The sequence below is a fragment of the Janibacter sp. UYMM211 genome, assembly GCF_040547045.1.
In the GTDB taxonomy this organism is placed as follows: domain Bacteria; phylum Actinomycetota; class Actinomycetes; order Actinomycetales; family Dermatophilaceae; genus Marihabitans; species Marihabitans melonis.
On record NZ_JBEPOY010000003.1, the window covers coordinates 326,958 to 352,539 of the forward strand.

The 25,582-nt window shown below is 74.5% G+C and carries 26 protein-coding genes and 1 riboswitch; of the genes, 3 read left to right on the forward strand and 23 right to left on the reverse strand.

All coding sequences use genetic code 11. The annotated features are described in order from the left end of the window. Positions 1 to 23 precede the first annotated feature (23 nt). The 11 genes from lgt to ABIB53_RS10790 form a co-directional block, all read right to left on the reverse strand. Complete coding sequence (gene lgt / locus ABIB53_RS10740; RefSeq protein ID WP_354588143.1) at positions 24 to 935, reverse strand: prolipoprotein diacylglyceryl transferase; 912 nt, start codon at positions 933 to 935, stop codon at positions 24 to 26. Further along, positions 935 to 1,705, reverse strand: coding sequence for a DsbA family protein (locus ABIB53_RS10745; RefSeq protein WP_354588144.1), 771 nt, complete (start codon positions 1,703 to 1,705; stop codon positions 935 to 937). The genes lgt and ABIB53_RS10745 overlap by 1 nt, the downstream gene beginning before the upstream one ends. A gap of 48 nt (positions 1,706 to 1,753) precedes the next feature. Beyond that, complete coding sequence (locus ABIB53_RS10750) at positions 1,754 to 2,260, reverse strand: MauE/DoxX family redox-associated membrane protein (RefSeq protein WP_354588145.1); 507 nt, start codon at positions 2,258 to 2,260, stop codon at positions 1,754 to 1,756. Beyond that, complete coding sequence (gene trpA / locus ABIB53_RS10755; protein WP_123091655.1) at positions 2,260 to 3,075, reverse strand: tryptophan synthase subunit alpha; 816 nt, start codon at positions 3,073 to 3,075, stop codon at positions 2,260 to 2,262. Before trpA ends, ABIB53_RS10750 begins: the two co-directional genes overlap by 1 nt. Next, entirely contained in the window at positions 3,072 to 4,352 is a 1,281-nt protein-coding gene (gene trpB / locus ABIB53_RS10760; RefSeq protein ID WP_201466737.1) for a tryptophan synthase subunit beta, read from the reverse strand. Before trpB ends, trpA begins: the two co-directional genes overlap by 4 nt. Then, positions 4,349 to 5,131, reverse strand: coding sequence for an indole-3-glycerol phosphate synthase TrpC (gene trpC, locus ABIB53_RS10765; RefSeq protein WP_068276129.1), 783 nt, complete (start codon positions 5,129 to 5,131; stop codon positions 4,349 to 4,351). Before trpC ends, trpB begins: the two co-directional genes overlap by 4 nt. Positions 5,132 to 5,174: 43 nt before the next feature. Beyond that, positions 5,175 to 5,756, reverse strand: coding sequence for a Trp biosynthesis-associated membrane protein (locus ABIB53_RS10770; protein WP_354588146.1), 582 nt, complete (start codon positions 5,754 to 5,756; stop codon positions 5,175 to 5,177). Further along, positions 5,753 to 7,330 (reverse strand): anthranilate synthase component I, encoded by a 1,578-nt coding sequence (locus tag ABIB53_RS10775; protein WP_354588147.1) that lies wholly within the window; start codon positions 7,328 to 7,330, stop codon positions 5,753 to 5,755. The genes ABIB53_RS10770 and ABIB53_RS10775 overlap by 4 nt, the downstream gene beginning before the upstream one ends. Continuing rightward, complete coding sequence (gene hisI / locus ABIB53_RS10780; RefSeq protein WP_354588148.1) at positions 7,327 to 7,707, reverse strand: phosphoribosyl-AMP cyclohydrolase; 381 nt, start codon at positions 7,705 to 7,707, stop codon at positions 7,327 to 7,329. Before hisI ends, ABIB53_RS10775 begins: the two co-directional genes overlap by 4 nt. 84 nt (positions 7,708 to 7,791) lie before the next feature. Beyond that, positions 7,792 to 9,603: an ABC transporter ATP-binding protein gene (locus tag ABIB53_RS10785; RefSeq protein WP_201466721.1), complete on the reverse strand. Its 1,812-nt coding sequence runs from the start codon at positions 9,601 to 9,603 to the stop codon at positions 7,792 to 7,794. Next, positions 9,600 to 11,498: an ABC transporter ATP-binding protein gene (locus ABIB53_RS10790; RefSeq protein WP_201466719.1), complete on the reverse strand. Its 1,899-nt coding sequence runs from the start codon at positions 11,496 to 11,498 to the stop codon at positions 9,600 to 9,602. Before ABIB53_RS10790 ends, ABIB53_RS10785 begins: the two co-directional genes overlap by 4 nt. Positions 11,499 to 11,591: 93 nt before the next feature. On the opposite strand from ABIB53_RS10790, the gene ABIB53_RS10795 reads away from it, so the two are divergent. Then, a complete protein-coding gene (locus ABIB53_RS10795; protein WP_354588149.1) occupies positions 11,592 to 12,230 on the forward strand; it encodes a TIGR03085 family metal-binding protein in 639 nt (212 codons plus the stop codon). A 15-nt stretch (positions 12,231 to 12,245) separates the two neighbouring features. Here the strand turns inward: ABIB53_RS10795 and hisF are convergent, their stop codons facing one another. After that, complete coding sequence (hisF, locus tag ABIB53_RS10800) at positions 12,246 to 13,034, reverse strand: imidazole glycerol phosphate synthase subunit HisF (RefSeq protein ID WP_068276148.1); 789 nt, start codon at positions 13,032 to 13,034, stop codon at positions 12,246 to 12,248. A gap of 37 nt (positions 13,035 to 13,071) precedes the next feature. On the opposite strand from hisF, the gene ABIB53_RS10805 reads away from it, so the two are divergent. Both ABIB53_RS10805 and ABIB53_RS10810 read left to right on the forward strand, forming a co-directional pair. After that, on the forward strand, positions 13,072 to 13,632 hold the full coding sequence (locus ABIB53_RS10805; protein WP_354588150.1) for a nucleoside/nucleotide kinase family protein: 561 nt from the start codon (positions 13,072 to 13,074) through the stop codon (positions 13,630 to 13,632). Beyond that, entirely contained in the window at positions 13,629 to 14,720 is a 1,092-nt protein-coding gene (locus ABIB53_RS10810; RefSeq protein ID WP_354588151.1) for an FUSC family protein, read from the forward strand. The genes ABIB53_RS10805 and ABIB53_RS10810 overlap by 4 nt, the downstream gene beginning before the upstream one ends. 58 nt (positions 14,721 to 14,778) lie before the next feature. Here ABIB53_RS10810 and ABIB53_RS10815 read toward each other — a convergent pair whose 3' ends face one another. From ABIB53_RS10815 to coaBC, 11 genes are all read right to left on the reverse strand, one after another. Next, positions 14,779 to 15,231 (reverse strand): PH domain-containing protein, encoded by a 453-nt coding sequence (locus ABIB53_RS10815; RefSeq protein ID WP_354588152.1) that lies wholly within the window; start codon positions 15,229 to 15,231, stop codon positions 14,779 to 14,781. Next, positions 15,219 to 16,058, reverse strand: coding sequence for an ATP phosphoribosyltransferase (hisG, locus tag ABIB53_RS10820; protein WP_191562797.1), 840 nt, complete (start codon positions 16,056 to 16,058; stop codon positions 15,219 to 15,221). Before hisG ends, ABIB53_RS10815 begins: the two co-directional genes overlap by 13 nt. A 15-nt stretch (positions 16,059 to 16,073) precedes the next feature. Then, entirely contained in the window at positions 16,074 to 16,337 is a 264-nt protein-coding gene (locus ABIB53_RS10825; protein WP_068276158.1) for a phosphoribosyl-ATP diphosphatase, read from the reverse strand. Between the two features lie 11 nt (positions 16,338 to 16,348). Next, entirely contained in the window at positions 16,349 to 17,113 is a 765-nt protein-coding gene (locus tag ABIB53_RS10830; RefSeq protein ID WP_068276161.1) for a nicotinamide mononucleotide transporter family protein, read from the reverse strand. Between the two features lie 12 nt (positions 17,114 to 17,125). After that, positions 17,126 to 17,252: riboswitch (FMN riboswitch) on the reverse strand. Between the two features lie 105 nt (positions 17,253 to 17,357). Then, positions 17,358 to 18,017: a ribulose-phosphate 3-epimerase gene (gene rpe / locus ABIB53_RS10835; RefSeq protein ID WP_354588153.1), complete on the reverse strand. Its 660-nt coding sequence runs from the start codon at positions 18,015 to 18,017 to the stop codon at positions 17,358 to 17,360. A gap of 14 nt (positions 18,018 to 18,031) precedes the next feature. Further along, positions 18,032 to 18,415: a VOC family protein gene (locus ABIB53_RS10840; protein WP_191681160.1), complete on the reverse strand. Its 384-nt coding sequence runs from the start codon at positions 18,413 to 18,415 to the stop codon at positions 18,032 to 18,034. Continuing rightward, a complete protein-coding gene (locus ABIB53_RS10845) occupies positions 18,415 to 19,905 on the reverse strand; it encodes an RsmB/NOP family class I SAM-dependent RNA methyltransferase (protein WP_354588154.1) in 1,491 nt (496 codons plus the stop codon). The genes ABIB53_RS10840 and ABIB53_RS10845 overlap by 1 nt, the downstream gene beginning before the upstream one ends. Further along, entirely contained in the window at positions 19,898 to 20,845 is a 948-nt protein-coding gene (fmt, locus tag ABIB53_RS10850; RefSeq protein WP_354588155.1) for a methionyl-tRNA formyltransferase, read from the reverse strand. The genes ABIB53_RS10845 and fmt overlap by 8 nt, the downstream gene beginning before the upstream one ends. A 23-nt stretch (positions 20,846 to 20,868) precedes the next feature. Then, the gene (locus ABIB53_RS10855) at positions 20,869 to 22,926 is read right to left on the reverse strand and encodes a primosomal protein N' family DNA-binding protein (protein WP_354588156.1); all 2,058 of its coding nucleotides are present in this window, start codon (positions 22,924 to 22,926) and stop codon (positions 20,869 to 20,871) included. A gap of 47 nt (positions 22,927 to 22,973) precedes the next feature. After that, positions 22,974 to 24,197, reverse strand: coding sequence for a methionine adenosyltransferase (metK, locus tag ABIB53_RS10860; protein ID WP_123091638.1), 1,224 nt, complete (start codon positions 24,195 to 24,197; stop codon positions 22,974 to 22,976). 121 nt (positions 24,198 to 24,318) lie between these two features. Continuing rightward, positions 24,319 to 25,572: a bifunctional phosphopantothenoylcysteine decarboxylase/phosphopantothenate--cysteine ligase CoaBC gene (gene coaBC, locus ABIB53_RS10865; RefSeq protein ID WP_354588157.1), complete on the reverse strand. Its 1,254-nt coding sequence runs from the start codon at positions 25,570 to 25,572 to the stop codon at positions 24,319 to 24,321. Positions 25,573 to 25,582 lie beyond the last annotated feature (10 nt).

Genomic DNA, 25,582 nt, shown 5'->3' on the forward strand with positions numbered 1-25,582 from the left:
GATCTCGAATGGCGAGACGCCGCTCAGCCGGTGGTCGTCGAGGGCGTCTCGACCCGGTCCTCCGGCGCGTCCGGGGCGCCGGTCGCGCCCTTCGCCCGCCGTCCGGCGAGCACCCAGATCACCGCGCCGATGACGACGACGACGAGGCTGGTCCACACGTTGAGGCGCTGCCCGAGGACGATCTGCGCCTCGTCGGTGCGCATCGTCTCCAGCACGACCCGGCCGAGCGGGTAGCCCATGACGTAGGCCCCGAAGAGCTGCCCCGGGTGCAGCGAGCGGCGCCGGTCGAGCAGGAGCAGGGCGAGGGCGAGGAGCAGGCAGAAGATCGACTCGTAGAGGAAGATCGGGTGGAAGGTCCCGATGACCTCGGCCTGGCCGGAGGCGTCGAGGACGGCCCGTCCCGTGGAGCTGTCCCAGCGGTGGATCTCCAGCGCCCACGGCACGTCTGTCTCGCGCCCGTAGAGCTCGTTGTTGAACCAGTTGCCCCAGCGCCCGATCGCCTGGGCGACGGGCAGCGCGGGCGCGACCGAGTCGGCGAGGGCCCCGATCGGCACGTCGTAGCGGCGGGCCGCGATCCACGCGCCGACCGCTCCCCCGGCGACGGCGCCCCAGATGCCGAGCCCGCCGTTCCAGATCTGCAGCGCGGCGACGAGCGAGCCGCCGGGCCCGAAGTAGGGCTCCGGGGTGGTGATGACGTGGTAGACCCGCGCGCCGATGATGCCGGCGGGCACCGCCCACAGGGCGATGTCGAGGACGACGCCCTCACGCCCGCCACGGGTCTCGATCCGCTTCTGGGCGATCCAGACGGCGGCCATGATGCCGGCGAGGATGCACAGCGCGTAGGCGTGGATCGTCAGCGGGCCGATGCTCCACGCCCCGACCTCGGGGCTGGGCAGCGCGGCCGGGACGGCGACGGTCAGGGGTGCGAGGCTCATCAGGAGGCCACCATGTCCTTCGGGACCTCACCGGTGGTGACGATCCGGGTGAATGCGTCGACGTCGGGCCGGCCGTCGGGCACGAGGGCGCCCCAGCTCAGCTGGGTGCCGTCGACGACGATCGTCGGGGTCGAGGTGATCTGGTCCTTGACCGACTGGTCGTCGACACTGCGCACGTACGCCCGGTAGACGCCCGCGTCGCTGCACTCCTGCCACGCGTCGAGCTGGTCACCGGACAGGCCCCCGGCCTTCGCGCCCTGCTCGAGCTGGTCCGTCGTGAACTCGCCGGGCTCCGTCGGCTGGTTGGCGAAGAGCCACTGGTGCATGCCGGTCCAGCCGCCCTGGTCGGCCGCGCACAACGCGCTGCTCGCGGCGATCGAGGATCCCTCCTGGCCGAAGTTCGAGTCGATGACCGTCTTGAGGTGGACCCGCAGCTCGATCTTGCCCTCCTGGGCGAGGTCGCCGACTGTCTGGCCGAAGGCCTGCTCGAAGAGCTTGCACGCCGGGCACCGGAAGTCCTCGTAGACGTCGAGCGTCGGGGCGCCCTCGACGGTCGGGGCGTCCCGGTAGGGGTCGAAGGGCTGTCCCATCTGGGTCCCGGGCGGCGGGCCTCCGGTCTGGACGGCGTCCTTCTGGCTCGACCACACGACGCCGGCGACGACGACGACCACCGCGACGATCAGCACGATGCCGCCGACGAGGAGGGGGTTGGCGCCGGTGCGCTGCCCCTTCGCCGCGGCCTGGATCTTGGCCTGCCTGTCCTGGCTCATCACGTGCCTGCCTTGCTGTGCGTCTGGTCGGGTGGGGACGAAGGGGGGTCAGCGCCCGAGGAGGGCGCGGTCGAGACCGGCGAGGGTGCGCGGTCGCACGACGAGGTAGGCGCCGCACAGGGCCAGGCCGAGGTCGCGCAGGATCTCGGTGCCGTACTCGGTCTGGTCGGCGGCGACCTGGCCGCCGCCGCCGAAGCAGCCGCAGTCGATGGTCAGGCCGCGGGCCCAGGCCTGGGCGATGCCGACGACGAAGACCACCATGAGCAGACCCCCGAGCACCGCGCTCGCCCGGGTGAAGAGCCCGAGGACGAGGAGCAGGCCGAGGATCACCTCGACGTAGGGCAGCCCGTAGCCGACGACCCGGGCCACCTCGAAGGGGAGGACGTCGTAGGCCTGCACGGCACGGGCCGAGCCGGAGGGGTTGCCGATCTTCAGCCCGCCGGCGAGCAGGAGCGCCCCGCCGAGGACGAGCCGGGCGAGCAGCCCGAGGACGTCGAGGACGAGCGGGCGGCGCGACGTCGTCGTCGCGTCCGCGGTCGTCGTCGTCCCGGTCATCACCGGCCCTCGCGCACGCCGGCGGCGAGCTCGCGGGTCAGCGCGTCGAGGCGCTCCAGGCCCTCCTGCGCCGGGACGTCCTGGAGGGTGGCGACGAGTGCGGACCCGACGATGACCCCGTCGGCGAATCGGGCGATCTGTGCCGCCTGCTCGCGGGTCGACACGCCGAGACCGACGCAGACCGGGGTGTCGGTGTGCTCGCGCACCCGGGCGACGAGCTCGCCCGCGGTGTCGCCGACGCTCGTCCGGGCGCCGGTGACGCCCATCGTCGACGCGGCGTAGACGAAGCCGCGGCAGGCCGCGGTGACCCGCTCGAGCCGCTCCGGGGTCGAGCTCGGGGCGACGAGGAAGACCCGGTCGAGACCGTGCTCGTCGGAGGCCTCGACCCAGTCCTGGGCCTCGTCGGGCACGAGGTCGGGGGTGATGAGACCCGCTCCCCCGGCGGCGGCGAGGTCGGCGGCGTACTGCGCCACCCCGCGCCGCAGGACGAGGTTCCAGTACGACATGACGAGCGGCGGCGTGCCGGTGGCCCGCACCGCGGCCGTCGCGGCGAAGACGTCGTCGACGTGGACGCCGCGCTCGAGGGCCTCGGTGGCCGCGCGCTGGATGACCGGCCCGTCCATGAGGGGGTCGCTGTAGGGCATGCCGACCTCGACGACGTCGACCCCGGCGGCGCACATGACCTCCATCGCGCGGATCGAGGTCGGGACGTCGGGGTAGCCGACGGGCAGGTAGCCGACGAGCGCGGCGCGCCCCTCGGCACGGCACCGGGCGAGGACCTCGCCGACACCGAGGTCCGTGGTCTGCACGCTCACTCCTGCACTCCCCCGTCGTCCTGCACGGGCGTGACGCTCTCGGCGCCGCCGTCGGCGGTCGCCTCCTCGCTCGGCGGCGGCAGCTCGCCGTCGACGAGCCCGAAGTACTGGGCGGCGGTGTGCATGTCCTTGTCGCCGCGACCGGAGAGGTTGACGAGGACGAGCCCGTCGGGGCCGAGCTCGCGCCCGAGCACGAGGGCGCCCGCGAGGGCGTGGGCCGACTCGATGGCCGGGATGATGCCCTCGGTGCGGCACAGCAGGCGGAAGGCCTCCATGGCCTCGTCGTCCGTGGCGTACCGGTACTCGGCCCGACCGGTGTCGCGCAGGTGGGCGTGCTCGGGGCCGACGCTCGGGTAGTCCAGGCCGGCGGAGATCGAGTGGGTCTCGAGGGTCTGACCCTCGCGGTCCTGCATGAGGTAGCTCATCGCGCCGTGGAGCACGCCGGGGTCGGCGGTGGCGAAGCGGGCGGCGTGCCGGCCCGTCGTCACCCCGGCACCCGCGGCCTCGATCCCGACGAGGCGCACGTCGGTGTCCTCGACGAAGCGGTGAAAGATCCCCATCGCGTTGGACCCCCCGCCGACGCAGGCGACGACGGCGTCGGGCAGACGACCGGTGAGCCCGAGCACCTGGTCGCGCGCCTCCTCGCCGATGATCTTGTGGAAGTCGCGGACCATCTCGGGGAAGGGGTGCGGCCCGGTCACCGTGCCGAGCACGTAGTGGGTGTGCCCGACGTTGGTCACCCAGTCGCGCAGGGCCTCGTTGATGGCGTCCTTGAGCGTCGCGCTGCCGTGCTCGACGGCGACGACCTCGGCCCCGAGGATGCGCATGCGGGCGACGTTGAGCGCCTGGCGCTCGGTGTCGACCCGGCCCATGTAGACGGTGCACTCGAGACCCATGAGCGCGGCGGCGGTCGCCGTCGCGACGCCGTGCTGGCCGGCGCCGGTCTCGGCGATGACGCGGCGCTTGCCCATCCGCTGGGCGAGCAGGCACTGCGCGAGGACGTTGTTGATCTTGTGCGAGCCGGTGTGGTTGAGGTCCTCGCGCTTGAGGATCATCCGCACCCCGCCGGCGTGCGCGGCGAAGCGCGGCACCTCGGTGATGATGCTCGGACGACCGGTGTACGTGCGGTGCAGCCGGTCGAGCTCGTCGGTGAAGTCGGGGTCGAGGACGGCCTTCTGGCGGGCCTCGTCGAGCTCCTCGAGCGCGGGGATGAGGGCCTCGGGCACGTACCGGCCGCCGAAGCGGCCGAAGCGGCCGGCCTGGACGGGGGCGCTCATCGCACGCCTCGCATCGCGGCGACCGCGGCGGCCGGGTCGCCGCCGGTGACGAGGGCCTCGCCGACGAGGATCGCGTCGGCGCCGGCAGCGGCGAAGGTAGCGGCGTCGGCGACGTCGCGGACGCCGGACTCGGCGACCTTGACGCACCCGTCGGGGACGAGCGGGGCGAGCCTGGCGAAGGTGGAGATGTCGACCTCCAGGGTCTTGAGATTGCGGTTGTTGACGCCGATGACCGAGGCGCCGGAGTCGACGGCGCGGACGGTCTCCGCCTCGTCGTGCACCTCGACGAGCGCGGTCATGCCGAGCCGGCCGGTGAGGGCGAGCAGCTCGGCGAGCTGGAGGTCGTCGAGGGCGGCGACGATGAGCAGGACGATGTCGGCGCCGTGGGCCCGGGCCTCCCACACCTGGTAGGGCGTGACGACGAAGTCCTTGCGCAGCACGGGCACGTCGACCGCGGCGCGCACGGCGTCGAGGTCGGCGAGCGAGCCGCCGAAGCGGCGCTGCTCGGTGAGCACGGAGATCGCGGCCGCCCCGCCCTGCGCGTACTGGCTCGCCAGGGCTGCGGGGTCGGGGATCTCGGCGAGGGGGCCCTTGCTCGGGCTCGAGCGCTTGACCTCGGAGATGACGCTCAGCTCGGGGGCGCGCAGCCGCGACCACGCGTCGCGCGGGGCGGGGGCCTCCTCGGCCCGTCGCTGCACGTCGCGCAGCGGGAGATCGAGCTCCCGGGCGGCGAGGTCCTCGCGCACGCCGTCGATGATCTGGGTCAGGACGCTGGGCATGGGGCCAGGTTAGTCTCCGCGGCTGGGCCCCCGGCACGCTGCCTCACGTCGTGGGGTCCTCGCCCTCGCTGAGGCGGTCCCAGTCCGAGCGCGGGGCACCCGTGCCGGTGCCGCCGGCCACGGTCGCGGAGCGCCCTCCCGAGGAGTCAGCGCCGAGCGCGCTCCACCGGCCGCCGGCGAGGAGGACGCCGAGGGCGGCCAGGGCGAAGGGGACGACGCTCGCCACGGCGACCCACGGCCAGGCCGTCACGGACGCCTCGGCCGGCAGGGTCGCCGTGGTGCCGGAGCGGCCCCCGGCGACCGAGCCGAGCACCGCCGCGGGGTCGAGCAGGACCCGTACGACGAGCACGACGACGACGACGAGGACGCCGATGAGGGCCAGCGCGGAGACGACGCGACCGATCCGACCGCTCGTGAGGGCCGCGACGGCGGCCGCCGCGCCGACGAGGGCGACACCGGCCAGGCCCGGGGCTGCCTCTCCCCCGGTCGCCTCGGCGGGGGTGGCCCCGGCGACGTCGGTGACGGTGCCGCTCACCCACACCCCGCGGGTGGCGGCGAGGGCGACGAGCGCGCCGAGCAGGGCGAGGAGCAGGACGACGAGCTTGCGGGTGAGCACGGACCTCATGCCCTGCCCCCGTCGGACGGCCGGGCGGGGCCCACCGTGCGCATCGCCCCGGCCGTCGCGACTGCCCGCAGGGCGGCCCCGGCCTTGGCCACGCACTCGGCGTGCTCGAGGTGGGGCACGGAGTCGGCGACGATGCCGGCGCCGGCCTGGACGTGCGCCCGCCCGTCGACGACGAGCGCGGTGCGGATGGCGATGGCCATGTCCATGTCGCCGTGGAAGTCGAGGTAGCCGACGACCCCGCCGTAGACGCCGCGGCGACTGCGCTCGTAGTGCTCGATGAGGGCGAGGGCACGGGGCTTGGGCGCCCCCGACAGGGTGCCGGCGGGGAAGGTCGAGACGAGGACGTCGTAGGCGCTGACCTCGGGGCGCATCCGGCCGACGACCGTGGACTCGAGGTGGGTGACGTGGCTGTAGCGCCGGACGTCCATGAGCTCGAGGCAGTCGACGGTGCCCGCCTCGCACACCCGCTGGAGGTCGTTGCGCCCGAGGTCGACGAGCATGACGTGCTCGGAACGCTCCTTGGGGTCGGCGAGCAGCTCCTCGGCGAGGGCGATGTCCTCCTCGAGGGTCTTGCCCCGGGGCCGGGTGCCGGCGATCGGGTGGGTCAGCGCCTCGCGGCCGGTGACGGTGACGAGCGCCTCGGGCGAGCCGCCGACGACGTCGTAGGTGCTGCCGTCGGCGCGCGGCAGGCGGAAGAAGTACATGTACGGGCTCGGGTTGGCCGCCCGCAGCGCGCGGTAGACCTCCGTCGGGTCGGCCGGGCAGTCCATGGAGAAGCGCTGCGAGAGGACGACCTGGAAGACCTCGCCGGCGCGGATGTCCTCCTTCGCCTCCTCGACGATCTCCTGGTAGCGCTCGGGGGTGACGTCGCTCGTCACCGAGGCCATGGCGTCGGCGACGACGTCGGGGTCGACGGTGGCGACCGTGCTGGGCGCCGGCTCGGCGAGGGCGAGCACCATCTCGTCGAGACGGGCCACCGCGTCGTCGTAGGCCTGGTCGACCCGCTCGTCGGTGTCGTCGTAGTTGATCGCGTTGGCGATGAGGAGCAGCGAGCCGTCGGAGTGGTCGAGGACGGCGACGTCGGTGGCGAGCACCATGCCGACCTCGGGGACGCCGAGCACGTCGGGCAGGGTCGCCGGGACCCGCTCCCAGCGCCGGACCGCGTCGTAGGAGATCGCGCCGACCATCCCGGACGTCAGCGGCGGCAGGCCCTCGACCGGCTCGGTGCGCAGGGCCTCGAGGGTGGCCCGCAGGACCTCGACCGGCGAGCCGGTCGTCGGCACCCCGGCCGGCGGCTGGCCGATCCACAGCGCCTCGCCGTCGCGCTCGGTGAGGGTGGCGCGGCTGCGGGCCCCGATGATCGACCAGCGCGACCACACGCCCTGCTCGGCGGACTCGAGCAGGAAGGTGCCGGGCTCCCCCTTCGCCAGCTTGCGGTAGACCGAGAGCGGGGTCTCGGCGTCGGCCATGAGCCGGCGCACGACGGGGATGACGCGCCGGTCGCGGGCGAGGACGCCGAAGGTGTCGGCATCGGGCCACGTGCGTCCGTAGCCGAGCTCGGGCAGCGCGGTCATGCCGCTCCCCCGTCGCCGACGGCGGCGTCGAGCCGGCCCGCGTCGAAGCACGTGCGGTCCCCGGTGTGGCAGGCCGCGCCGACCTGCTCGACCTGGACGAGGAGCGCGTCCCCGTCGCAGTCGAGCGCGACGGAGCGCACGTGCTGGGCGTGGCCCGAGGTGTCGCCCTTGCGCCAGTACTCGCCGCGGCTGCGCGACCAGAAGGTCACCCGCCCGGTCGTCAGCGTGCGGTGCAGGGCCTCGTCGTCCATCCACCCGAGCATGAGCACCTCACGGGTGTCGTGCTGCTGGATCACCGCGGCGACGAGGCCGGCGGGGTCGCGCGAGAGCCGGTCGGCGATCTCGGCGGGCAGGGGCGAAGGGGTGGTCTCGGGCACCCGCACATCGTGCCTCAGCGACACCCGCGCCCGACAACTCGCCCGTCACCCGGGCCACCCTGACCCTTGGGCCCTGACCGACCCTCAGTGCTGCTGCTGGGCCGCCCAGGACGCGTGCAGCGCCGAGTAGGTGCCACCGGCACCGACGAGGTCGCGGTGCGGCCCGCGCTCGACGATGCGGCCCGCGTCGACGACGACGACCTCGTCGGCCGCCTCCGCAGTGGAGAGGCGGTGGGCGATCGTCACCGAGGTGCGGCCCTCGAGCAGCCGGTCGAGGGCGTCCTGGATGCGCACCTCCGTCGCCGGGTCGACCGCGCTCGTCGCCTCGTCGAGGACGAGGAGGTCGGGGTCGGCGAGGTAGGCGCGGACGATGGCGACGAGCTGGCGCTCGCCCGCCGAGAGCGACTCGCCGCGCGGGCCGACCTGCGAGGCGAGCCCGGCCGGCAGGCCGGACAGCCACGGGCCGAGCCCGAGGTCGTCGACGGCGGCCTGGATCCGCGCGTCGCTCGCGTCGGGCGCGCCGAGCCGGATGTTCGTCGCGAGGTCGGCGTCGAAGAGGAAGCCCTCCTGCGGCACGAGGACGACGCGCTCGCGCAGGCTGGAGAAGCGCACCCGCGACAGCTCGACGCCGTCGAGGCGCACCTCGCCCGACGAGGGGTCGACGAGGCGGGTGAGCAGCTTGGCCAGCGTCGACTTGCCCGACCCGGTCTCGCCGACGACGGCCACGCGGCTGCGCGGCTCGACCCGCCAGCTGACGTCGGTGAGCACCGGCGGTCCGCCCGGGTAGGCGAAGCCGACGTCGCTCAGCTCGACGGCCACGGGACCGCGCGGGAGCACCTCGCCGTCCTCGCCCGGGTCGGCGATGTCGGCCGGGGTCTCGACGACGTCGAGGACCCGGCGCCACCCGGCGACGGCGTTCTGCAGCTCGTTGAGGATCTCGGTGGCCTGCTGCACCGGCTGGGTGAAGAGGTTGACGAGGAAGAGGAAGGCGAGCAGCTCGCCGAGGGTGAGGTGACCGTGCACGGCGAGCCACGTGCCGACCGCGAGCACGGTGCCCAGGGTCAGGCCGGTGAAGAACTGCCCGACGCCGAAGGCGAGCGAGGAGCGGACGTGGGCCCGCACGGCGGCGGAGCGGTGGGCCTCGACCGCACCGTCGATCCGGGCTGCCGTGCGGTCCTGGACGTGGTGGGCCCGGATCGTCTCGGCGCCCCCGATCGACTCGGAGATCGCGGCGAGCATGTCGCCGACGCGCTCGCGCACCGCGAGGTAGGCCCGGCCGAGGACCCGCTGCAGCCGCGTCACGGCGACGAAGAGCGGCACGAAGCTCACGAGCACGACGAGGAGCAGCACCGGGCTGTAGAAGGCCATGAGGAGCAGCGAGACGAGGATCTGACCGGTGCTGACGACGAGGATGATGCCGCCGAACTGGGCGAACTGGCTGATCGTGTCGACGTCGGAGGTCACCCGTGAGGTCATCGACCCGCGGCGCTGGGAGCTCTGGGTGAGCATCGACAGGTCGTGGATGTGCCGGAAGGCCGTCGTGCGCAGCGTCGCCAGCCCCGACTCCGAGGCCGTGAAGAGGCGGACGTTGACGAGGTAGCCGCACCACGCGGTGAGGAGCACGACGACGGCGCACACCGCGACGAGCCGCCAGACGTAGCCGGTGTCGACCCCGCCGGGCGCGCCGAAGCCGTGGTCGGTGACCTGCTGGACCGCGACCGGGATGACCACCCGGCCGAGCGTCATGAGCCCGGCGAGCGCGAGCGTCACCCAGATGCCGCGGGTCAGCTCGGGCGAGAGCGCGAGACCGCGGCGCAAGGTCGACCACGTCGACCCCTGCGAGCTGACGAGACCGGGCAGCGCCTCGTCCTGCGCGGGACGGGTGTCGGTGCTCATGCGCTCGCCTCCGCGCGCTCGGCGCGCTCGGCGCGTTCTTCGGCCTGGCGCGCGTACGCGGTGACGAGGTGGGCGTAGGAGGCGTCCCGACCGAGCAGCTCGGCATGGGTCCCCCGGTCGACGACCCGGCCGCCCTCGAGGTGGACGACCTCGTCGGCGAGCGCGATCGTCGAGAGCCGGTAGGCGACGAGCAGCACCGTGGAGCCCCCGCTGCGCTCCTGCAGGCCGTGGAGGATCGCCAGCTCCACGGAGGGGTCGACCGCCGAGGTGGCGTCGTCGAGGACGAGCAGCCGGGGCTCTCGCACGACCGCCCGGGCGAGCGCGAGCCGTTGGCGCTGCCCGCCGGACAGCGACGCGCCGCGCTCGCCGACCTCGGTGTCGAGCCCGTGCGGCAGCCGGTCGACGAAGTCCCACGCCTGCGCCAGGCGCAGGGCGCGCTCGACCGCGTCGTCGTCGATCTCCTCGCCGAGGGTGATGTTGCCCCGGACGGTGTCGTCGAAGAGGAAGGTGCCCTGCGGCACGAGGGCCGCCGCCCGGCTGACCTCGCCGGCGGCGAGCTCGGTGAGGTCGACGCCGTCGTAGCGCACGGTGCCGGCGGTGGTCTCGAGCAGACGGGTGGTGAGCGCGGCGAGGGTCGACTTGCCCGACCCGGTCGGGCCGACGAGCGCCACGGTGCGCCCGGGCGCGATGCGCAGGTCGACGCCGTCGACGGCCAGCGGGCGGTCGGGGACGCCGACGGACGCGGCGACCTCGTCCTCGTCGCGCTCGGCGAGATCGGTGCGCTCGGCGCTCTCGTAGCGGAAGGAGACGCCCTCCAGGGCGAGCTCGACCGGCCCGCGGCCGTCGAGGCGCCGCGGCCCGTGGGTCGTGTGCCCGCTCTCGAGCAGGACGCGCTCGACCCGCTCGTAGGCGACGACGGTGCGCGGCAGCTCGCCGAGCACCCAGCCGAAGGCACGCACGGGGAAGGCGAGGACGGCGATGAGGTAGGCGACCTGGACGACCTCGGCGGGGGTCATCGCCCCGCTGCCCACCCGTGCGGTGCCGGCGGCGAGGACGACGAGCGTGGCGAGCTGCGGGATGGCCTCGATGACGGGGTCGAAGGTGCCGCGGGTGCGACCGACGGCGATGTTGGCCTGGCGCAGCCGGCCGGTGACCTCGGCGAAACGGCGCGTCTCGCGCTCCTCGGCGCCCATCGACTTCACGACGAGCGCCGCCTCGAGCGACTCGTGGGCGACCTCGCTCACCTCGGCGCGCAGCTGCTGGGCGGTCGTCGCCAGCGGCGTCATCCGGCGCTGGTAGACGCCGTTGGCGATCATGAGCAGCGGGAAGCAGGTGAGCCCGACGAGCATCATCACCGGGTCGACGAGAGCCATCTGGACCAGCCCGAAGGCGAGCATGACGAGCACGCCGAGCGCCATGGGCAGCGGCATGAAGACGAACCACGTCGCCTCGACGTCGGCGTTCGCGTTCGACAGGAGCTGGCCGGAGGGGTGGCGGTGGTGCCACGTGAGGGGCAGACGCAGGTACTGGCGCGTGACGCGGCGTCGGTAGTCGGCCGCGATGCCGTACATGACCATCGCGCCGAAGATGCGCCGCCCGAGCACGCCGACCGTCGTCGCGGCGACGACGGCCGCGATCGCGCCGAAGATGATCGCCAGGCGGCCCCCGTCGACCTCGCCGGCGGTGACGGCGGGCGTCACGTGGTGCTCGGTGACCCAGCCGACGGCCCAGGCCATGCCCGCGGTGGCCACGCCGAAGATCACGCTGCCGACGACCGCGAGGGCGAAGGTGCCGGGGGTCACCCGCACGCCCCACCCGATGATGCGCAGCGCGCGCAGGATCGTCGCGAGCTGTCCGCGCCGCCGGAGCTGCTGCTCCACCGCGACCTCACCCATCCCAGACCCCTTCCGCCTGCTCCGCCGGGATACCCTCCCACGTCAGGACGACAGCGCAGGACACACACCGGACCACCCCAGTGAGGTAGACCCATGAGCCGACTCGCCCACGACGAGCGCGGAGCGCTCTGCGACACGATGCTCGCAGCCGGTCCCGACGCCCCGACGCTGTGCGGGACGTGGGGCGTCGCCGACCTCGCCGCGCACCTCGTCATCCGCGAGAGCGCCCGTCTCGACCTCGCCGCGGGCATCGTCGTCCCGGCCCTCGCCGGGCGCACGGACGCCGCGACCCGGTCGCTGGCCGCGCGCACCCCCTTCGCCACCCTCGTCGAGCGCGTGCGCACCGGGCCGCCGGCCTGGCACCCCACCCGCGTCGCCCGGGTCGACGAGGCGGCCAACCTCGTCGAGATGTTCATTCACCACGAGGACGTGCGTCGCGGCACCGCCGACGCCAACCCCCGCCACCTGCCCCAGGAGCTGACGACCGCCCTCGGCAAGCAGCTCGCGAAGATGGCCCCCCTCCTCCTGCGCGGGGCGAAGGGGGTCGACGTCGAGCTCGTCACGGCCAAGCACCGCAAGCGGGTCGGCACCGGCCACCCCGTCGTCGAGGTGCACGGTCACCCGGGCGAGATCCTGCTCTTCCTCTCGGGGCGCAAGGGCGTCGCCCAGGTCGAGTTCGTCGGCGAGAAGGCTGCGGTCGCCACCCTCACCGAGGCCGACCTCGGGATGTGAGGTCGGCGGGGCCGCTCAGAGTGCGCGGCCCCGGCGCACCGGGTAGCCGGCGCCCTCGAGGGCGTCCTTGACCTCGCCGATGCCGACCTCGCCGAAGTGGAAGATGCTCGCGGCCAGCGTGGCGTCGGCCCCGGCGGCCACCGCGGGCACGAAGTGCTCGGCGCTGCCCGCTCCCCCGCTCGCGATGACCGGCACGCCGACCTCGGCCCGGACCGCGGCGAGCAGCTCGATGTCGAAGCCGGCCTTCGTGCCGTCGGCGTCCATCGAGTTGAGCAGGATCTCGCCGGCGCCGAGCTCGGCGGCTCGCGCGCACCACCAGATCGCGTCGATGCCGGTCCCCCGACGGCCGCCGTGGGTCGTCACCTCGAAGCCCCCGACGAGCGCCCCGTCCTCGCCCCGGCGACGGCGCACGTCGGCGGACAGGACGAGCACCTGGGCGCCGAAGCGGTCGGCGACCTCGCTGATGAGCTCAGGGCGGGCGATCGCCGCGGTGTTGACCCCGACCTTGTCGGCACCGACGCGCAGCAGCCGGTCGACGTCGTCGACCGTGCGCACCCCGCCGCCGACGGTCAGCGGGATGAAGACCTCCTCGGCGGTGCGGCTCACGACGTCGTAGGTCGTCGCCCGGTCGCCGCTGCTCGCGGTGACGTCGAGGAAGGTCAGCTCGTCGGCGCCCTCGGCGCCGTAGCGGCGGGCCAGCTCGACGGGGTCGCCCGCGTCTCTCAGCTCGGCGAAGTTGACGCCCTTGACGACGCGCCCGGCGTCGACGTCGAGGCAGGGGATGACACGGACGGCGACGGACACGTCGGTCAGGGTAGTGCCCCGGCTAGGCTCGCCCGTCGTGAGAGCCCAGCCCCCGGACGTCGCGCCCGCGCACGAGGTCCTGCGACGGGTCCGGGCGCTCCCGCCCTCGACCCGCACCGTCGTCGTCGGCCTCGACGGCCGCAGCGGGTCGGGCAAGACCCGCCTGGCCGACGAGCTCGCCGCGACGCTTCGCTGGCCGGTCGTGCGGCTCGACGAGATCTACCCGGGCTGGGACGGTCTGGCCACCGCCCCCGACGTCCTCGCGAGGGACGTGCTCCTCCCCCTTCGCGACGGGCGCGACGCCTCCTGGCCGACGTGGGACTGGGTCGCCGGTGCTCCCGGCCCGACCGCCCACCTGCCGTGGACCCCGCACGTCCTCGTCGAGGGCTGCGGCACCGGCGCGCCGCCCGCGGGCGGGCTCGTCGACCTCCTCGTCTGGCTCGAGGCCCCCGAGGGGCTGCGCCGCGAGCGAGCCCTCTCGCGCGACGGGCAGACCTTCGCCCCGCACTGGGAGCGGTGGGCCGCGCAGGAGGCCGAGGTCCTGCGCGGCGTGGCCGAGCGCGCCGACCTCGTCCTCGACACGAGCGGACTCGGATGAGCATCCGTGCCGAGATGCGCTCGCTGCGGCCCCGGGCGGGCCTGCGCAGCCGCGTGCGCCGCGTGCAGGAGCGCGGCGTGCGCATCCTCACCGCGGCCTTCGGCGCGGCCCTCGCGTGGTGGCTGGCCCGCGACCTGCTCGGTCACCCGCAGCCCTTCTTCGCCCCCGTCACCGTCGTCGTCACGCTCGGGCTCAGCTACGGCCAGCGGCTGCGGCGGGTCAGCGAGCTCGTCGTCGGCGTCGCCGTCGGGGTGCTCGTCGGCGACCTCTTCGTCTACCTCTTCGGCAGCGGGGTGTGGCAGCTCGCCGTCGTCGCGACCCTCGCGATGACCATCGCGACCTTCCTCGGCGCCGGGCTGCTGCTCACCAGCCAGGCCGGGGTGCAGTCGATCATCATCACCACCCTCGTCGCCGCTCCCGACCAGGCCTTCTCGCGCTGGCTCGACGCGGTGCTCGGAGGTGTCGTCGCCCTCACCCTCGCGATGATCGCGCCGGCCGCCCCCGTGACGAGACCGCGCCGCGACATCGTCGACCTCGCCGAGGAGATCGGGGCGGTCCTGCACGAGTGCACGTCGGCCGTGCGCGAGCGCGACGTCGAGGCCGCCGACGACGTCCTGCGCCGGGCGCGGGGCACCGAGGCGATGATCGCCTCCCTGCGCGACGGGGCCGGTGCGGCCAACGAGATCGCCGCGATCTCACCGCTGCACGCGCGCCATCGCGCCGAGGTGCGCCTCATCTCCTCGGCGATCAACCCGCTCGACCGGTGCGTGCGCAACATGCGCGTGCTCGCCCGCCGCACGGGTGTCGCCGTCAGGGTCGGCGAGGCCGTGCCCGAGCCCTACCTGCGGGTCGTCGACCGTCTCGCGGTCGTCGTCGAGGAGCTCGCCCGCGAGCTCGACCAGGGGCGGCTGGGCATCGAGGTGCGCGAGCAGCTCGTGCGGGTGGGGCGCGCCGCGGGTCGGGGCGAGCCCGGGGCGACCCTGTCGGCCGAGCTCATCCGGGCGCAGGTGCGCTCGATGGTCGTCGACCTGCTCATGGTCACCGGCCTCGAGTACGCCGACGCCGTCGCGCTCGTGCGCGCGGAGTAGCGGCGCTCGTGCGCGCGGAGTAGCGGCGCTCGTGCGCGCGGAGCAGCGCGCAGAGTGATCAGCGCTGGTGGGCGCCGACGAGGTCGCTGAGCCGCTGGGCCTGGGCGAGCGAGCCGGAGCCGTCGGCCCGCTGGATCGCCATGACCGCCATGTCGTCGCCGTCGGCGAGGTCGAGCCGCACCCACGGCATGCCGTCGGAGAAGCGCACCGCCTCGATGTCCTCCCACGGCACGACCTGCTGCGGCCCGAGGTTGCGCACGAGCAGGCCGTCGGCCCGCGGCACCGCCCGGATCGTCATGTACCGGCTGAGCAGCCCGGCGACGCCGAGCCCGATGAGGAAGAAGCCGAGCCGGTCGACGAGGTGGAAGCGCTCGGGCACGAAGATCGCGACGAGCAGGAAGATGACGAGGGTGAGGACGGCGAGGACGCTCGCCACGAGGCGCCCGCGCCGGGGGACGAAGGGGGCATTCGTCCCGTCGCCGGGACGTCCTGCGCCGCTCACAGCCGGCACGCGGTGATCTCGGTGACGAGGATCGCGCGGGCCCCGATGTCGTAGAGCTCGTCCATGATCGCGTTGGTCCGTCCGCGCGGGACCATGGCCCGCACGGCGACCCAGTCCTTGTCGTGCATCGGCGAGATCGTCGGCGACTCCAGGCCCGGGGTGAGGGTCACCGCCTGCTCGACGATCGTCGTCGGGCAGTCGTAGTCGAGCATGACGTAGTGGCGCGCCGTGACGACGCCCATGAGCCGGCGGTGCAGGACCTCGACCGCGGACTCGGCGGCATCGGCCCGGCGCACGAGGACGGCCTCGCTGCGCAGGATCGGCTCGCCGAAGACCTCGAGGCCCTGGTTGCGCAGGGTGGTGCCGGTCTCGACGACGTCGGCGATCGCGTCGGCGACGCCGAGGGTGATCGCCGTCTCGACCGCTCCGTCGAGCCGCACGACCTCGGCCTGCACGCCGTGGTCGGCGAGGTGCGCGGCGACGAGCCCGGCGTAGGACGTCGCGACGCGGCGGCCCTGGAGGTCGCCGACGCCGCTCGCCGTGCCGGCCCGGCCGGCGAAGCGGAAGGTCGAGCCGCCGAAGCCGAGCGACATGATCTCGACGGCGGCCGAGCCGGAGTCGAGGAGCAGGTCGCGGCCGGTGATGCCGGCGTCGACCTGGCCCTGCCCGACGTAGACGGCGACGTCACGCGGGCGCAGGTAGAAGAACTCGACCCCGTTGTCGGGGTCGGCGACGACGAGCTCCTTGGAGTCCCGGCGCACGCGGTAGCCGGCCTCTCGGAGCATGGCGACGGACGGCTCGGACAGCGAGCCCTTGTTGGGGACGGCGATGCGCACGGAGGTCCTGCCTGATCAGAGGTGGGTGTAGACGTCGTCGAGCTCGAGGTCGTTGGCGAGCATGAGCACCTGGAGGTGGTAGAGCAGCTGGCTGATCTCCTCGGCGAGGCGCTCCTTGCCCTCGTGCTCGGCGGCCATCCACACCTCGGCGGCCTCCTCGACGACCTTCTTGCCGATGGCATGGGTGCCGGCGTCCAGCGCTGCGACGGTGCCCGAGCCCTCGGGCCGGGTCTGCGCGGTCGCCGTGAGCTCGGCGAAGAGGGAGTCGAAGGTCTTCACAGGCGCCCAGTCTAGGCGGCGCCGACGCGCTCCCCTGACCCGGTCGGGGTCGCGGCCGCGCGCCGGGTGGCCGCCACCCACTGGGTGAAGCCGTAGAGGACGAAGGCGCCGTAACCGATGTACATGACGGCGGTGGGCACGTACCCCGTGGCGAAGCCGAGCGGGACCCCGACGAGGTCGACGGCGATCCAGGCGAGCCAGAACTCGTTCCACCCGCGCGCCATCATGTACGTCGCGAGCATCGACCCGACGAAGATCCACGAGTCGCTCCAGAAGTACCACCACTGGGGCTGCCAGTACGGGTTCGGCGCCGCGGCCCACAGCGTGACGAAGGCCTGGTGCGCGACGACCGTGCCACCGAGCCACACGCCGGCGACGACGAGACGCTCGCGCGAGGTCGCCCACCGCGGGACGATCGCGGCTCCCCCTTCGCTGCCGACCGCGCCCGGCTCCGCCGCCGTGCGCTCGCGCTTGATCTGGGTCCAGCGCCACCAGCCGTAGATGCTCGTGACGATGAAGAAGACCTGACGCCCGGCCTGCCCGAAGAGCGGGATCCGCTCGTCGGCGCCGAAGAGCGCGCCGAGGTAGACCGCGAAGAGCATGATGTTGGCGCTGATGCCGACCGGCCAGGCCCACACCCACCGCTTCATCCCGAGGTAGGCGCTGACGACGCCGATGAGGATCCCGACCGCCTCGAGCCAGTACAGGGCGTAGGGCCCGATCTGCAGGTGCGCGGCGATGATCTCCTGGAAGAGGTTCTGACCCTCTGCAGGCATGACTGTCCTCCCGCAGCGCCTCTCTCGTCCGGACTATGACCGTCGGCCCTGGGGGTCTCACCAGAGTTCACCGACCACCATGGCCGGGTCGCGGGCTCTCACCGCCGGTTCGGAGTTTCACCGAGTCACGAGGCACGTGCTCGGGCCATCGTCGCGCGCCCGGGCACCCGGGGCAAAACCCGCGGCGTGTGATCTCGCCGATGCCGCACCCACGCGGGACGCGACGAGGGCGAAGGGGGACGGGTCAGGCGTGGGCGTGCCGCTGCGCGAGCTCGCGCAGCTCGGCCACCGCGTCGGCCGCGGACTCCGCGCCGTACACGGCCGACCCGGCGACGAAGACGTCGGCGCCCGCCTCGGCGCACTGCTCGATGGTCCGCGCGGAGACGCCGCCGTCGACCTGCACCCAGATCTCGCCGCCGTGGCGACGCACGGCCTCGCGCACCTGGCGCACCTTCGGCATCTGGTCGGCCATGAAGGACTGCCCGCCGAAGCCGGGCTCGACGGTCATGACGAGGACCATGTCGAGCTCGGGCAGCAGGTCCTCGTAGGGCGCGAAGTCGGTGCCCGGCTTGATCGCCATGCTCGCCCGGGCGCCGGCCGCCCGCAGGTCGCGCGCGAGGCGCACCGGGTCCTTCGCCGCCTCGACGTGGAAGGTCACCGACTGCGCGCCCGCCTCGGCGTACGGCGGGGCCCAGCGGTCGGGGTCCTCGATCATGAGGTGGCAGTCGATGGGGATCGGGCTCACGGCGAGCAGCGACTCGACGACCGGCAGGCCGAGGGTGAGGTTGGGGACGAAGTGCGCGTCCATGACGTCGACGTGCGCCCAATCGGCGGTCGCGATGGCGTCGAGCTCGTCCGCGAGGTGGGCGAAGTCGGCGGAGAGGATGCTCGGGGAGATCTGCACGGGGTCTGGTGTCCTCAGGCTTCGTGGATGGACAGGACGTTGCCGACGGTGTCCTCGATCTGGAAGTGCAGACCGATGGCGTCGCGGGTGAGCTCGAGGCGGAAGACGAGGTCTTCGCGCTCCTTGAGCCGGCGGTACTCGAGCTCGGCGTCGGGGACCCCGAGCATGAGCACCGGGCGCGCCTCGCGCAGGCAGTGCTGCTGGTAGGCGCGGGTCAGCGGGTCGGTGATCGGCTCGAGGTTGATCTGCGCGCCGAGCTCCCACCCGGTGCTCGGGCCGAGGATGTACAGGTCGCTGCCGGGCACGACGAGCACGTCGCGGAAGCCGAGGACCTCGGTGTAGAAGGCGTACGCCCGGGCGGGGTCGTCGACGTGCACGCCGGTGACGAGGACGTGCATCAGGCCCGCTTGCGCAGCAGGTGCAGGTACATGCCGTCCGTGCCGTGCAAGTGGGGCCACATCTGCGCCGCCGGCCCGTCGCCGAGACCGGCGAGCTCGCTGCTCGCGACCTCGCGCAGGACGGCCGGGGCGTCGAGCGCCTCGACGTCGTCACGTCGGCGGGTCACGTCCCGCACGACGAAGGAGGTCTCGGACAGGTGCGGGCTGCACGTCGCGTAGGCGAGCACGCCCCCGGGCGCCAGGGCGTCGAGCCCGCTCGCGAGCAGGTCGCGCTGGAGCGGGCCGAGACCGGCGAGATCGGCCGGGGTGCGGCGCCAGCGGGCCTCGGGCCGGCGTCGCAGGGCCCCCAGACCCGTGCACGGCGCGTCGACGAGCACCCGGTCGTACCGCCCGGGCTCGTCTGCCCCTGCCTCACGACCGTCGGCGGTGCGCACGGTCAGCTCGAGCCCGGCCTCGCGCGCGGCCTCGAGCGAGGGGCGCAGGGTGGCGCGCACGAGGTCGCTGCGGTGCTCGGAGATCTCGTTGGCCACGAGGTCGGCGCCGTGCTCGCGGGCGAGGGCGGCGAGCAGGCCCGCCTTGCCGCCGGGTCCGGCGCACAGGTCGAGCCAGCGCTCACGGCGCCCGGCCGGGGTGGTGACCGGCGCCCCCGCGAGGGCCAGGGCGAGCAGCTGGCTGCCCTCGTCCTGCACGGCCGCCCGGCCGTCGCGGACGGCGGGGATGCCCGCCGGGTCGCCCCCGAGGAGGAGGACGGCGAAGGGAGAGTGGTCGCCCGGGGCGGTCTCGAGGTGCTCGGCGGTGAGCAGCTCCTCGACGTCGGACAGACCCGGCCGCGCGACGAGGGCGACGGGGGCGGCGGCGTTGTGCGCCTCGAGCAGGCGCTCGAGATCGGCGTCGACGTGGGCGGCGTCGCTCGCCCCGTGACCGACGAGGGCCTGGCGCAACGCCTTGACGACCCACTCGGGGTGAGACGTCGACACGGCCAGACGGGTGCTCGTCGGCTCGGCGGGCACGACCGCCTCGCGCCACTCCTGCACGGTGCGCTCGCTCACGCGGCGCATGACGGCGTTGACGAGCCCCGCGGCGCCGGCGCCGTTGACCTGGCGGGCCAGGGCGACGCTCTGGTCGGCGGCGGCGTGCTGGGGCACGCGCATGCTCAGCAGCTGGTGGGTGCCCAGGCGCAGGACGTCGAGCACTCCCCCGTCGAGGCGGCTTACCGGCCGGTCGGCGGCGACGGCAATGATCGGGTCGTAGAGCCCCTGCATCCGCAGGGTGCCGTAGGTCAGCTCGGTCGCGAAGCCCGCGTCGCGGCCCGACAGCCGGCGGCGGCGCAGCTCGTGCGGCAGCTCGAGGTTGGCGTAGGCGCCCTCGGCGACCGCGCGCAGGACCGTGTAGGCGGCCAGCCGGGCCGGGTCGCCCTGACGGGCTCGCTGCGCGGGGGCGTTGCGGGAGCGCTGCCGGGGGCCGCGCCGTCGCTCGTGCTGGTCAGCCATCTGCGAGCCTCTCTCCTGCCTGGACCCGGGCGCCGCGCGCCCAGTCCGCCGCCGCCATCGGCCGCTTGCCGACAGGGGTCACCTCGCCGAGCCGGACCGGCCCGTCGGCCGTGCCGACGAGCACCCAGGACTTGCCGACGGCGAGCTCGCCGGGGGCGAGCTCGGGTCGAGGATCGGGCAGCCGGTCGGCCGACCGGTCGAGGGGGCCGACTCGCAGCCGGTCACCTCGGAAGGTCGTCCACGCGCCCGGGTCCGGGGTGCACCCGCGCACGTGCCGGTCGACGGCGAATCCGGGGTCGGCCCATCGCACCTCGGCCTCCTCGACGGTGAGCTTCGGCGCGTGGCTCACGCCGTCGGCGCCCTGCGGCTGCGGGGTGATCTCGCCGCTGACGAGACCCTCGAGGCTGGCGAGCAGGAGCGGTGCCCCCGCGCTGCCGAGACGCGCGAGCAGGCTGCCGGAGGTGTCGTCGGGACGGACCTGCTCGGCCATCGTGCCGAGCACGGGCCCCGTGTCGAGGCCCTCCTCGATGACGAAGGTCGTCGCCCCGCTCACCTCGTCGCCGGCCATGATCGCCCGCTGCACCGGGGCGGCGCCGCGCCAGGCGGGCAGGAGGGAGAGGTGGAGGTTGACCCAGCCGTGGGTCGGCACGGCGAGCAGCGCGGCCGGGACGAGCGCGCCGTAGGCGACGACGGCGACGACGTCGGCCTCCAGCGCCGCCAGCTGCTCGGCGACCCCCTCGTCGCGCAGGCTGCGCGGGGCGAGCACGGGCACGCCCGCCTCCTGCGCCACGACGCTCACGGGCGAGGGGGTGAGGGTGCGGCCCCGGCCGGAGCGGGCGTCGGGTCGGGTGAGGACCGCGACGACCTCGTGCGGGCTGTCGAGGAGCAGACGCAGGGAGGGCACGGCCACGTCAGGGGTCCCGGCAAAGATCACGCGCACCCGCGGCAGTCTAGGTGCCCTCGTCAGTCGAGCACGTGCGGCCCGACGCGGACGCGGACCGGGTCGGCGACCTTGCGCCCCGACTCGGTGGCCCGCAGCACGGCGAGATGGGCACGGACCTGCTCGACGAGCCCCGGGTCGGCCGAGCGCGGCACCCGGACGACGAGGTGCTCCTCGCGGGCGGGGGCCGTCGGCGCGGTGCCGTGCGCCCCGGCGCCGCTCGTCGGCGCAGGCCCGCTCACCTCGGCCCCGAGGGCGAGCAGCCCGTCGCGCACCTCGCGCAGGTGGTCGCGGCTGCCGAGCACCTGCGCCGCCCACGCGGCCGGGGGCAGGTCGAGCTCGGCCCGCTCGACGAGCTCGCGGGCGGCGAACCAGGCCGGATCCCACCGCACGAGGGCCTCGACCGCCGGGATGACGGCGTGCTCCGGGGCGCCGGCCAGGACGACCTCTCCCCCGTCGGCCCACGACCGCACGAGAGCCGCGGCGCCGAGCCAGCGCCGCACGCTCTCCTCGGAGGCGCGCAACGAGGGGCGGTCGAGCAGCGCCCAGGCGTCGAGCAGCAGGGCCGCGGCGTAGCCCCCCTCGGCGACCGGCTCCGCACCCGGGGTCGCCACGACGATCGCGGGCCGGGCGGGCACCGACGCGACGACGTCCGGGGCGCCCGACCGCACGACCGGCACCCCGGGGAAGGCGCGGCCGATCTCCTCGGACGTGCGCCGCGCGCCGACGACGCTCGCCCGCAGGGTGCGCCCGTCGCACTCGGGGCAGCTCCAGGACTCGTCTCGACGGTGGCACCAGCCGCACACGGGCTGACCGCCGGACCCGGGCAGGGACAGCGGGCCGTGGCAGGTCGCGCAGCGCGCCGGGGCCCGGCAGGTCGCGCACCGGGTGGCGGGCACGTAGCCGCGCCGGGGCACCTGGACGAGGACGGGGCCGTGGTCGAGCGCGGCCCGGGCCGCACGCCACGCGGCGGAGGGGATGTGCGCCCGGGCGGCGGGCCCGTCGCGCTCGGCGTCGTGTCCCTCGCCCGCGACCCGCACGCGAGCGGCCGACGTGCGCTCGCCGAGACCGCCGACGGCCACGAGCTCGCCGCGCTCGACGAGGTCGACGACGTCGGTGCTCACGCTCGGGCCCGCGACGAGCGCCGCGGCCCCGGCGAGCTCGGCCCGCGCGAGCAGGACCTGCCGCACGTGGTGGTAGGGAGCCCGCGGCTCGACGTGCAGGTCGTCGCCGTCGTCCCACCACGCGACGAGACCGAGGTCGTGCACGGGGGCGAAGGCGGCAGCGCGGGTCCCCACGACGACCCGCACGTGACCGCGCAGCACCTTCAGCCATGCGGTGTAGCGGGCCTGGGGCCCCTGGTCGGCGTGGAGCACGACGTGGCGGTCGGGACCCAGGGCGGCCAGGAGCGCGGCGTCGACCCGGTCGAGGTCACGGCGGTCGGGCACGACGAGGACGCTCCCCCGCCCCGATGCGGCGGTGGCCAGGGCGGCGTCGGCCAGGGTGCGGGGCCAGTCGGCGAGCGGGTCGTGCGAGGGGGTCGTGAGGAGCGCGGCCCGCGGCGACTGCCCGGTGCTCAGTCGGCTCCACAGCGCCGCCCCGGCCCGGTAGCGGGTCCACGACACGGGTGGCGCGTCCGGGGCGTCGGGCGGGCCCACGGCCTCGGGGGCGCGCTCGGTGAGGGAGCGCTCGGCACGGGCGTGCCGCGGTGGCACGGCGAGGCGGAGCACGTCCATCACCGTGCCGGCCTGCTCGCGGGCGAGCCGCTGCGCGGTCTGCAGCACGTGCGGGACGAGGACGGCCTCGTCGCTGACGACGGTGCGAAGGGGGGCGAGCCGCCCCTCGTGCTCGGCCGCCGGCACACGCTCGACGAGGTAGCCGCCGAGGTCCTGCCCGGCGAAGCGGACCTTGACCCGGGCGCCGGGCACGGCGCGCTCGTCGAGCTCGACGGGCACCGTGTACTCGAAGGGGCGGTCGAGGTGCGCCAGCCCGGTGTCGACGAGCACACGGGCCACCGGCAGCGCGGGGCGCGCTCCTGGGTCCTGATCCACCGGCCCGGCCGGCATCTCGATCTCCAGCACGTGCGTCAACCTAGCGGCCGGCCCCGACAGCCGGCCGCCCGGCGAGGTCAGCCCCGGACGGCTGCCTGGAGGGCCTCGACCTTCGTCGTGCGCTCCCAGGTGAAGGCGTCCTCGTAGCCGTCGGCCTGCGTGCGGCCGAAGTGGCCGTAGGCGGCCGTCGGGCGGTAGATCGGGCGGAGCAGGTCGAGCTCCTCGACGATGGCGAGCGGGCGCAGGTCGAAGACCGCGGTCACGGCCGCCTGGATCTTCTCCACCGGCACGGTCTCGGTGCCGAAGGTCTCGACGTAGAGGCCGACGGGCTGCGCGGCGCCGATCGCGTAGGCGACCTGGACCTCGCAGCGGGTCGCCAGACCGGCGGCGACGACGTTCTTCGCCACCCAGCGCATCGCGTACGCGGCGGAGCGGTCGACCTTGCTCGGGTCCTTGCCGGAGAAGGCGCCGCCGCCGTGACGGGCCATGCCGCCGTAGGTGTCGACGATGATCTTGCGGCCGGTGAGGCCCGCGTCGCCCATCGGACCGCCGATGACGAACTTGCCGGTGGGGTTGATGAGGGTGCGGTAGGCCGAGACGTCGAGGTCGACACCGGAGTCGAGCAGGGCGTCCATCACCGGGCCGATGACGTGCTCCTGGATGTCGGCCGGCAGCTGGCGCTCGTGGTCGACCTCGGCGCTGTGCTGGGTCGACAGCACGACGGTGTCCAGCCGTACGGCACGGTCGCCGTCGTAGTCGATCGTCACCTGGGTCTTGCCGTCGGGGCGCAGGTAGTCCAGGACACCGGTCTTGCGCACCTCGGTGAGGCGCTGGCTGAGGCGGTGGGCCAGGAAGATCGGGAGCGGCATGAGCTCAGGGGTGTCGTCGCACGCGTAGCCGAACATCAGCCCCTGGTCGCCGGCGCCCTGCTTGTCCTTGGGGTCGATCCCGCCGGTGCGGTTCTCGAAGGCGGTGTCGACGCCCTGCGCGATGTCGGGGCTCTGCTGCCCGATGGAGACCGAGACCCCGCACGAGCGGCCGTCGAAGCCCTTCTCGGAGGAGTCGTAGCCGACGCCCTCGGCGACGAGCGAGCGCACGAGCTTGGGGATCTCGACGTAGCCCTCGGTCGTCACCTCGCCGGAGATGTGCACGAGACCGGTCGTCACCATCGTCTCGACGGCGACCCGGCTGTGCGGGTCCTGCTCGAGCATCGCGTCGAGGATCGTGTCCGAGATCTGGTCGCAGATCTTGTCGGGGTGACCCTCGGTGACGGACTCGGAGGTGAAGAGGCGACCAGCCACGCGGTGCTCCTGGTGTGTGTTGGGCGTGTGTGTCGGACAGGGTGTCGAGGTACGGGGGTGAGACGCACTGCGGGCAGTGCAGGCCCCGACGACGCGCGGCGTCGTGCGGGGCGCGGTCAGTCTAGGTGGCGGGCAGGAGCTCGAGCAGGAGGTCCAGCACGGCGTGGGCGAGGACGCCCTTGTCCGCGGGTCCGACCGTGCGCTCGGGGTGACCGGGCCGCAGCAGGTGGACGGTGCTCGTGTCCTGGCCGAAGGTCACGCCGACCCCGACCTCGTTGACGACGAGCGCGTCGCACCCCTTGCGGGCGAGCTTGGCCCGGCCGTGCTCGAGGACCGAACCCTCGTCGTCCCCGGTCTCCGCGGCGAAGCCGACGACGACCGGCGACGTGGGGTCGGCAGAGGCCGCCCGCGACGCGACGAGACCGGCGAGGACATCGGGGTTGCGCACGAGGGTGATGCTCGGCGCCGAGTCGTCCTGCGGCCCGTCGTGCGACTTCTTGATCTTGCTGCCGGCATAGCTCGCAGGGCGGAAGTCGGCGACGGCCGCGGCCATGACGACGGCGTCGTGCTCGGGCGCGCGCTCGTGCACGGCGGCCTCGAGCTCGAGGGCGCTCTCGACGCGCACGACGTCGACGCCCTCGGCGGCCGTGGGCAGGGGCACCTCGACCGAGGCGGCGACGAGGGTGACGTGCGCCCCACGCTGCGCGGCGGCGCGGGCGAGCGCCACGCCCTGCTTGCCCGAGGAGCGGTTGCCGAGGTAGCGCACCGGGTCGAGCGCCTCGCGGGTGCCACCGGCGCTCACGAGCACTCGGCGGCCGAGCAGGTCCTGGGCGGGCCCGTCGACACGTCGCGCCTCGACCGCGGCCATCGCCGCGGCGTGGATCGCCTCCGGCTCGGGCAGCCGCCCGGGTCCGGTGTCGGCGCCGGTGAGACGTCCCGAGTCGGGCTCGACGACGACGACCCCGCGCTCGCGCAGGGTCGCGACGTTGGCCTGGGTCGCGGCATGCTGCCACATCTCCGTGTGCATGGCCGGGGCCATGACGACGGGGCAGCGCGCCGTGAGCAGGACGTTCGTCAGCAGGTCGCCCGCGAGGCCGTGCGCGGCCCGCGCCAGCAGGTCGGCCGTCGCCGGGGCGACGACGACGAGGTCGGCCTCCTGGCCGATCCGCACGTGCGGGACGTCGGTGATGCCCGTCCAGACGTCGGTCTGGACCGCGCGTCCCGAGAGCGCCTCCCACGTCGGGGCGCCGACGAAGCGCAGCGCCGCCTCGGTGGGCACGACGGTGACCTCGTGGCCGGACTCGGTGAGCAGACGCAGGAGCAGCGCCGCCTTGTAGGCGGCGATGCCCCCGGTCACGCCGAGGACGACGCGCACGTCAGCCCGC

Coding starts and splice junctions, on each gene's coding strand:
- lgt (WP_354588143.1), bottom strand. CDS start 935: ATGAGCCTCGCACCCCTGACCGTCGCCGTCCCGGCCGCGCTGCCCAGC.
- ABIB53_RS10745 (WP_354588144.1), bottom strand. CDS start 1,705: ATGAGCCAGGACAGGCAGGCCAAGATCCAGGCCGCGGCGAAGGGGCAG.
- ABIB53_RS10750 (WP_354588145.1), bottom strand. CDS start 2,260: ATGACCGGGACGACGACGACCGCGGACGCGACGACGACGTCGCGCCGC.
- trpB (WP_201466737.1), bottom strand. CDS start 4,352: ATGAGCGCCCCCGTCCAGGCCGGCCGCTTCGGCCGCTTCGGCGGCCGG.
- trpC (WP_068276129.1), bottom strand. CDS start 5,131: ATGCCCAGCGTCCTGACCCAGATCATCGACGGCGTGCGCGAGGACCTC.
- ABIB53_RS10770 (WP_354588146.1), bottom strand. CDS start 5,756: ATGAGGTCCGTGCTCACCCGCAAGCTCGTCGTCCTGCTCCTCGCCCTG.
- ABIB53_RS10775 (WP_354588147.1), bottom strand. CDS start 7,330: ATGACCGCGCTGCCCGAGCTCGGCTACGGACGCACGTGGCCCGATGCC.
- ABIB53_RS10785 (WP_201466721.1), bottom strand. CDS start 9,603: ATGAGCACCGACACCCGTCCCGCGCAGGACGAGGCGCTGCCCGGTCTC.
- ABIB53_RS10790 (WP_201466719.1), bottom strand. CDS start 11,498: ATGGGTGAGGTCGCGGTGGAGCAGCAGCTCCGGCGGCGCGGACAGCTC.
- ABIB53_RS10795 (WP_354588149.1), top strand. CDS start 11,592: ATGAGCCGACTCGCCCACGACGAGCGCGGAGCGCTCTGCGACACGATG.
- ABIB53_RS10810 (WP_354588151.1), top strand. CDS start 13,629: ATGAGCATCCGTGCCGAGATGCGCTCGCTGCGGCCCCGGGCGGGCCTG.
- ABIB53_RS10830 (WP_068276161.1), bottom strand. CDS start 17,113: ATGCCTGCAGAGGGTCAGAACCTCTTCCAGGAGATCATCGCCGCGCAC.
- ABIB53_RS10840 (WP_191681160.1), bottom strand. CDS start 18,415: ATGCACGTCCTCGTCACCGGCGTGCACGTCGACGACCCCGCCCGGGCG.
- ABIB53_RS10845 (WP_354588154.1), bottom strand. CDS start 19,905: ATGGCTGACCAGCACGAGCGACGGCGCGGCCCCCGGCAGCGCTCCCGC.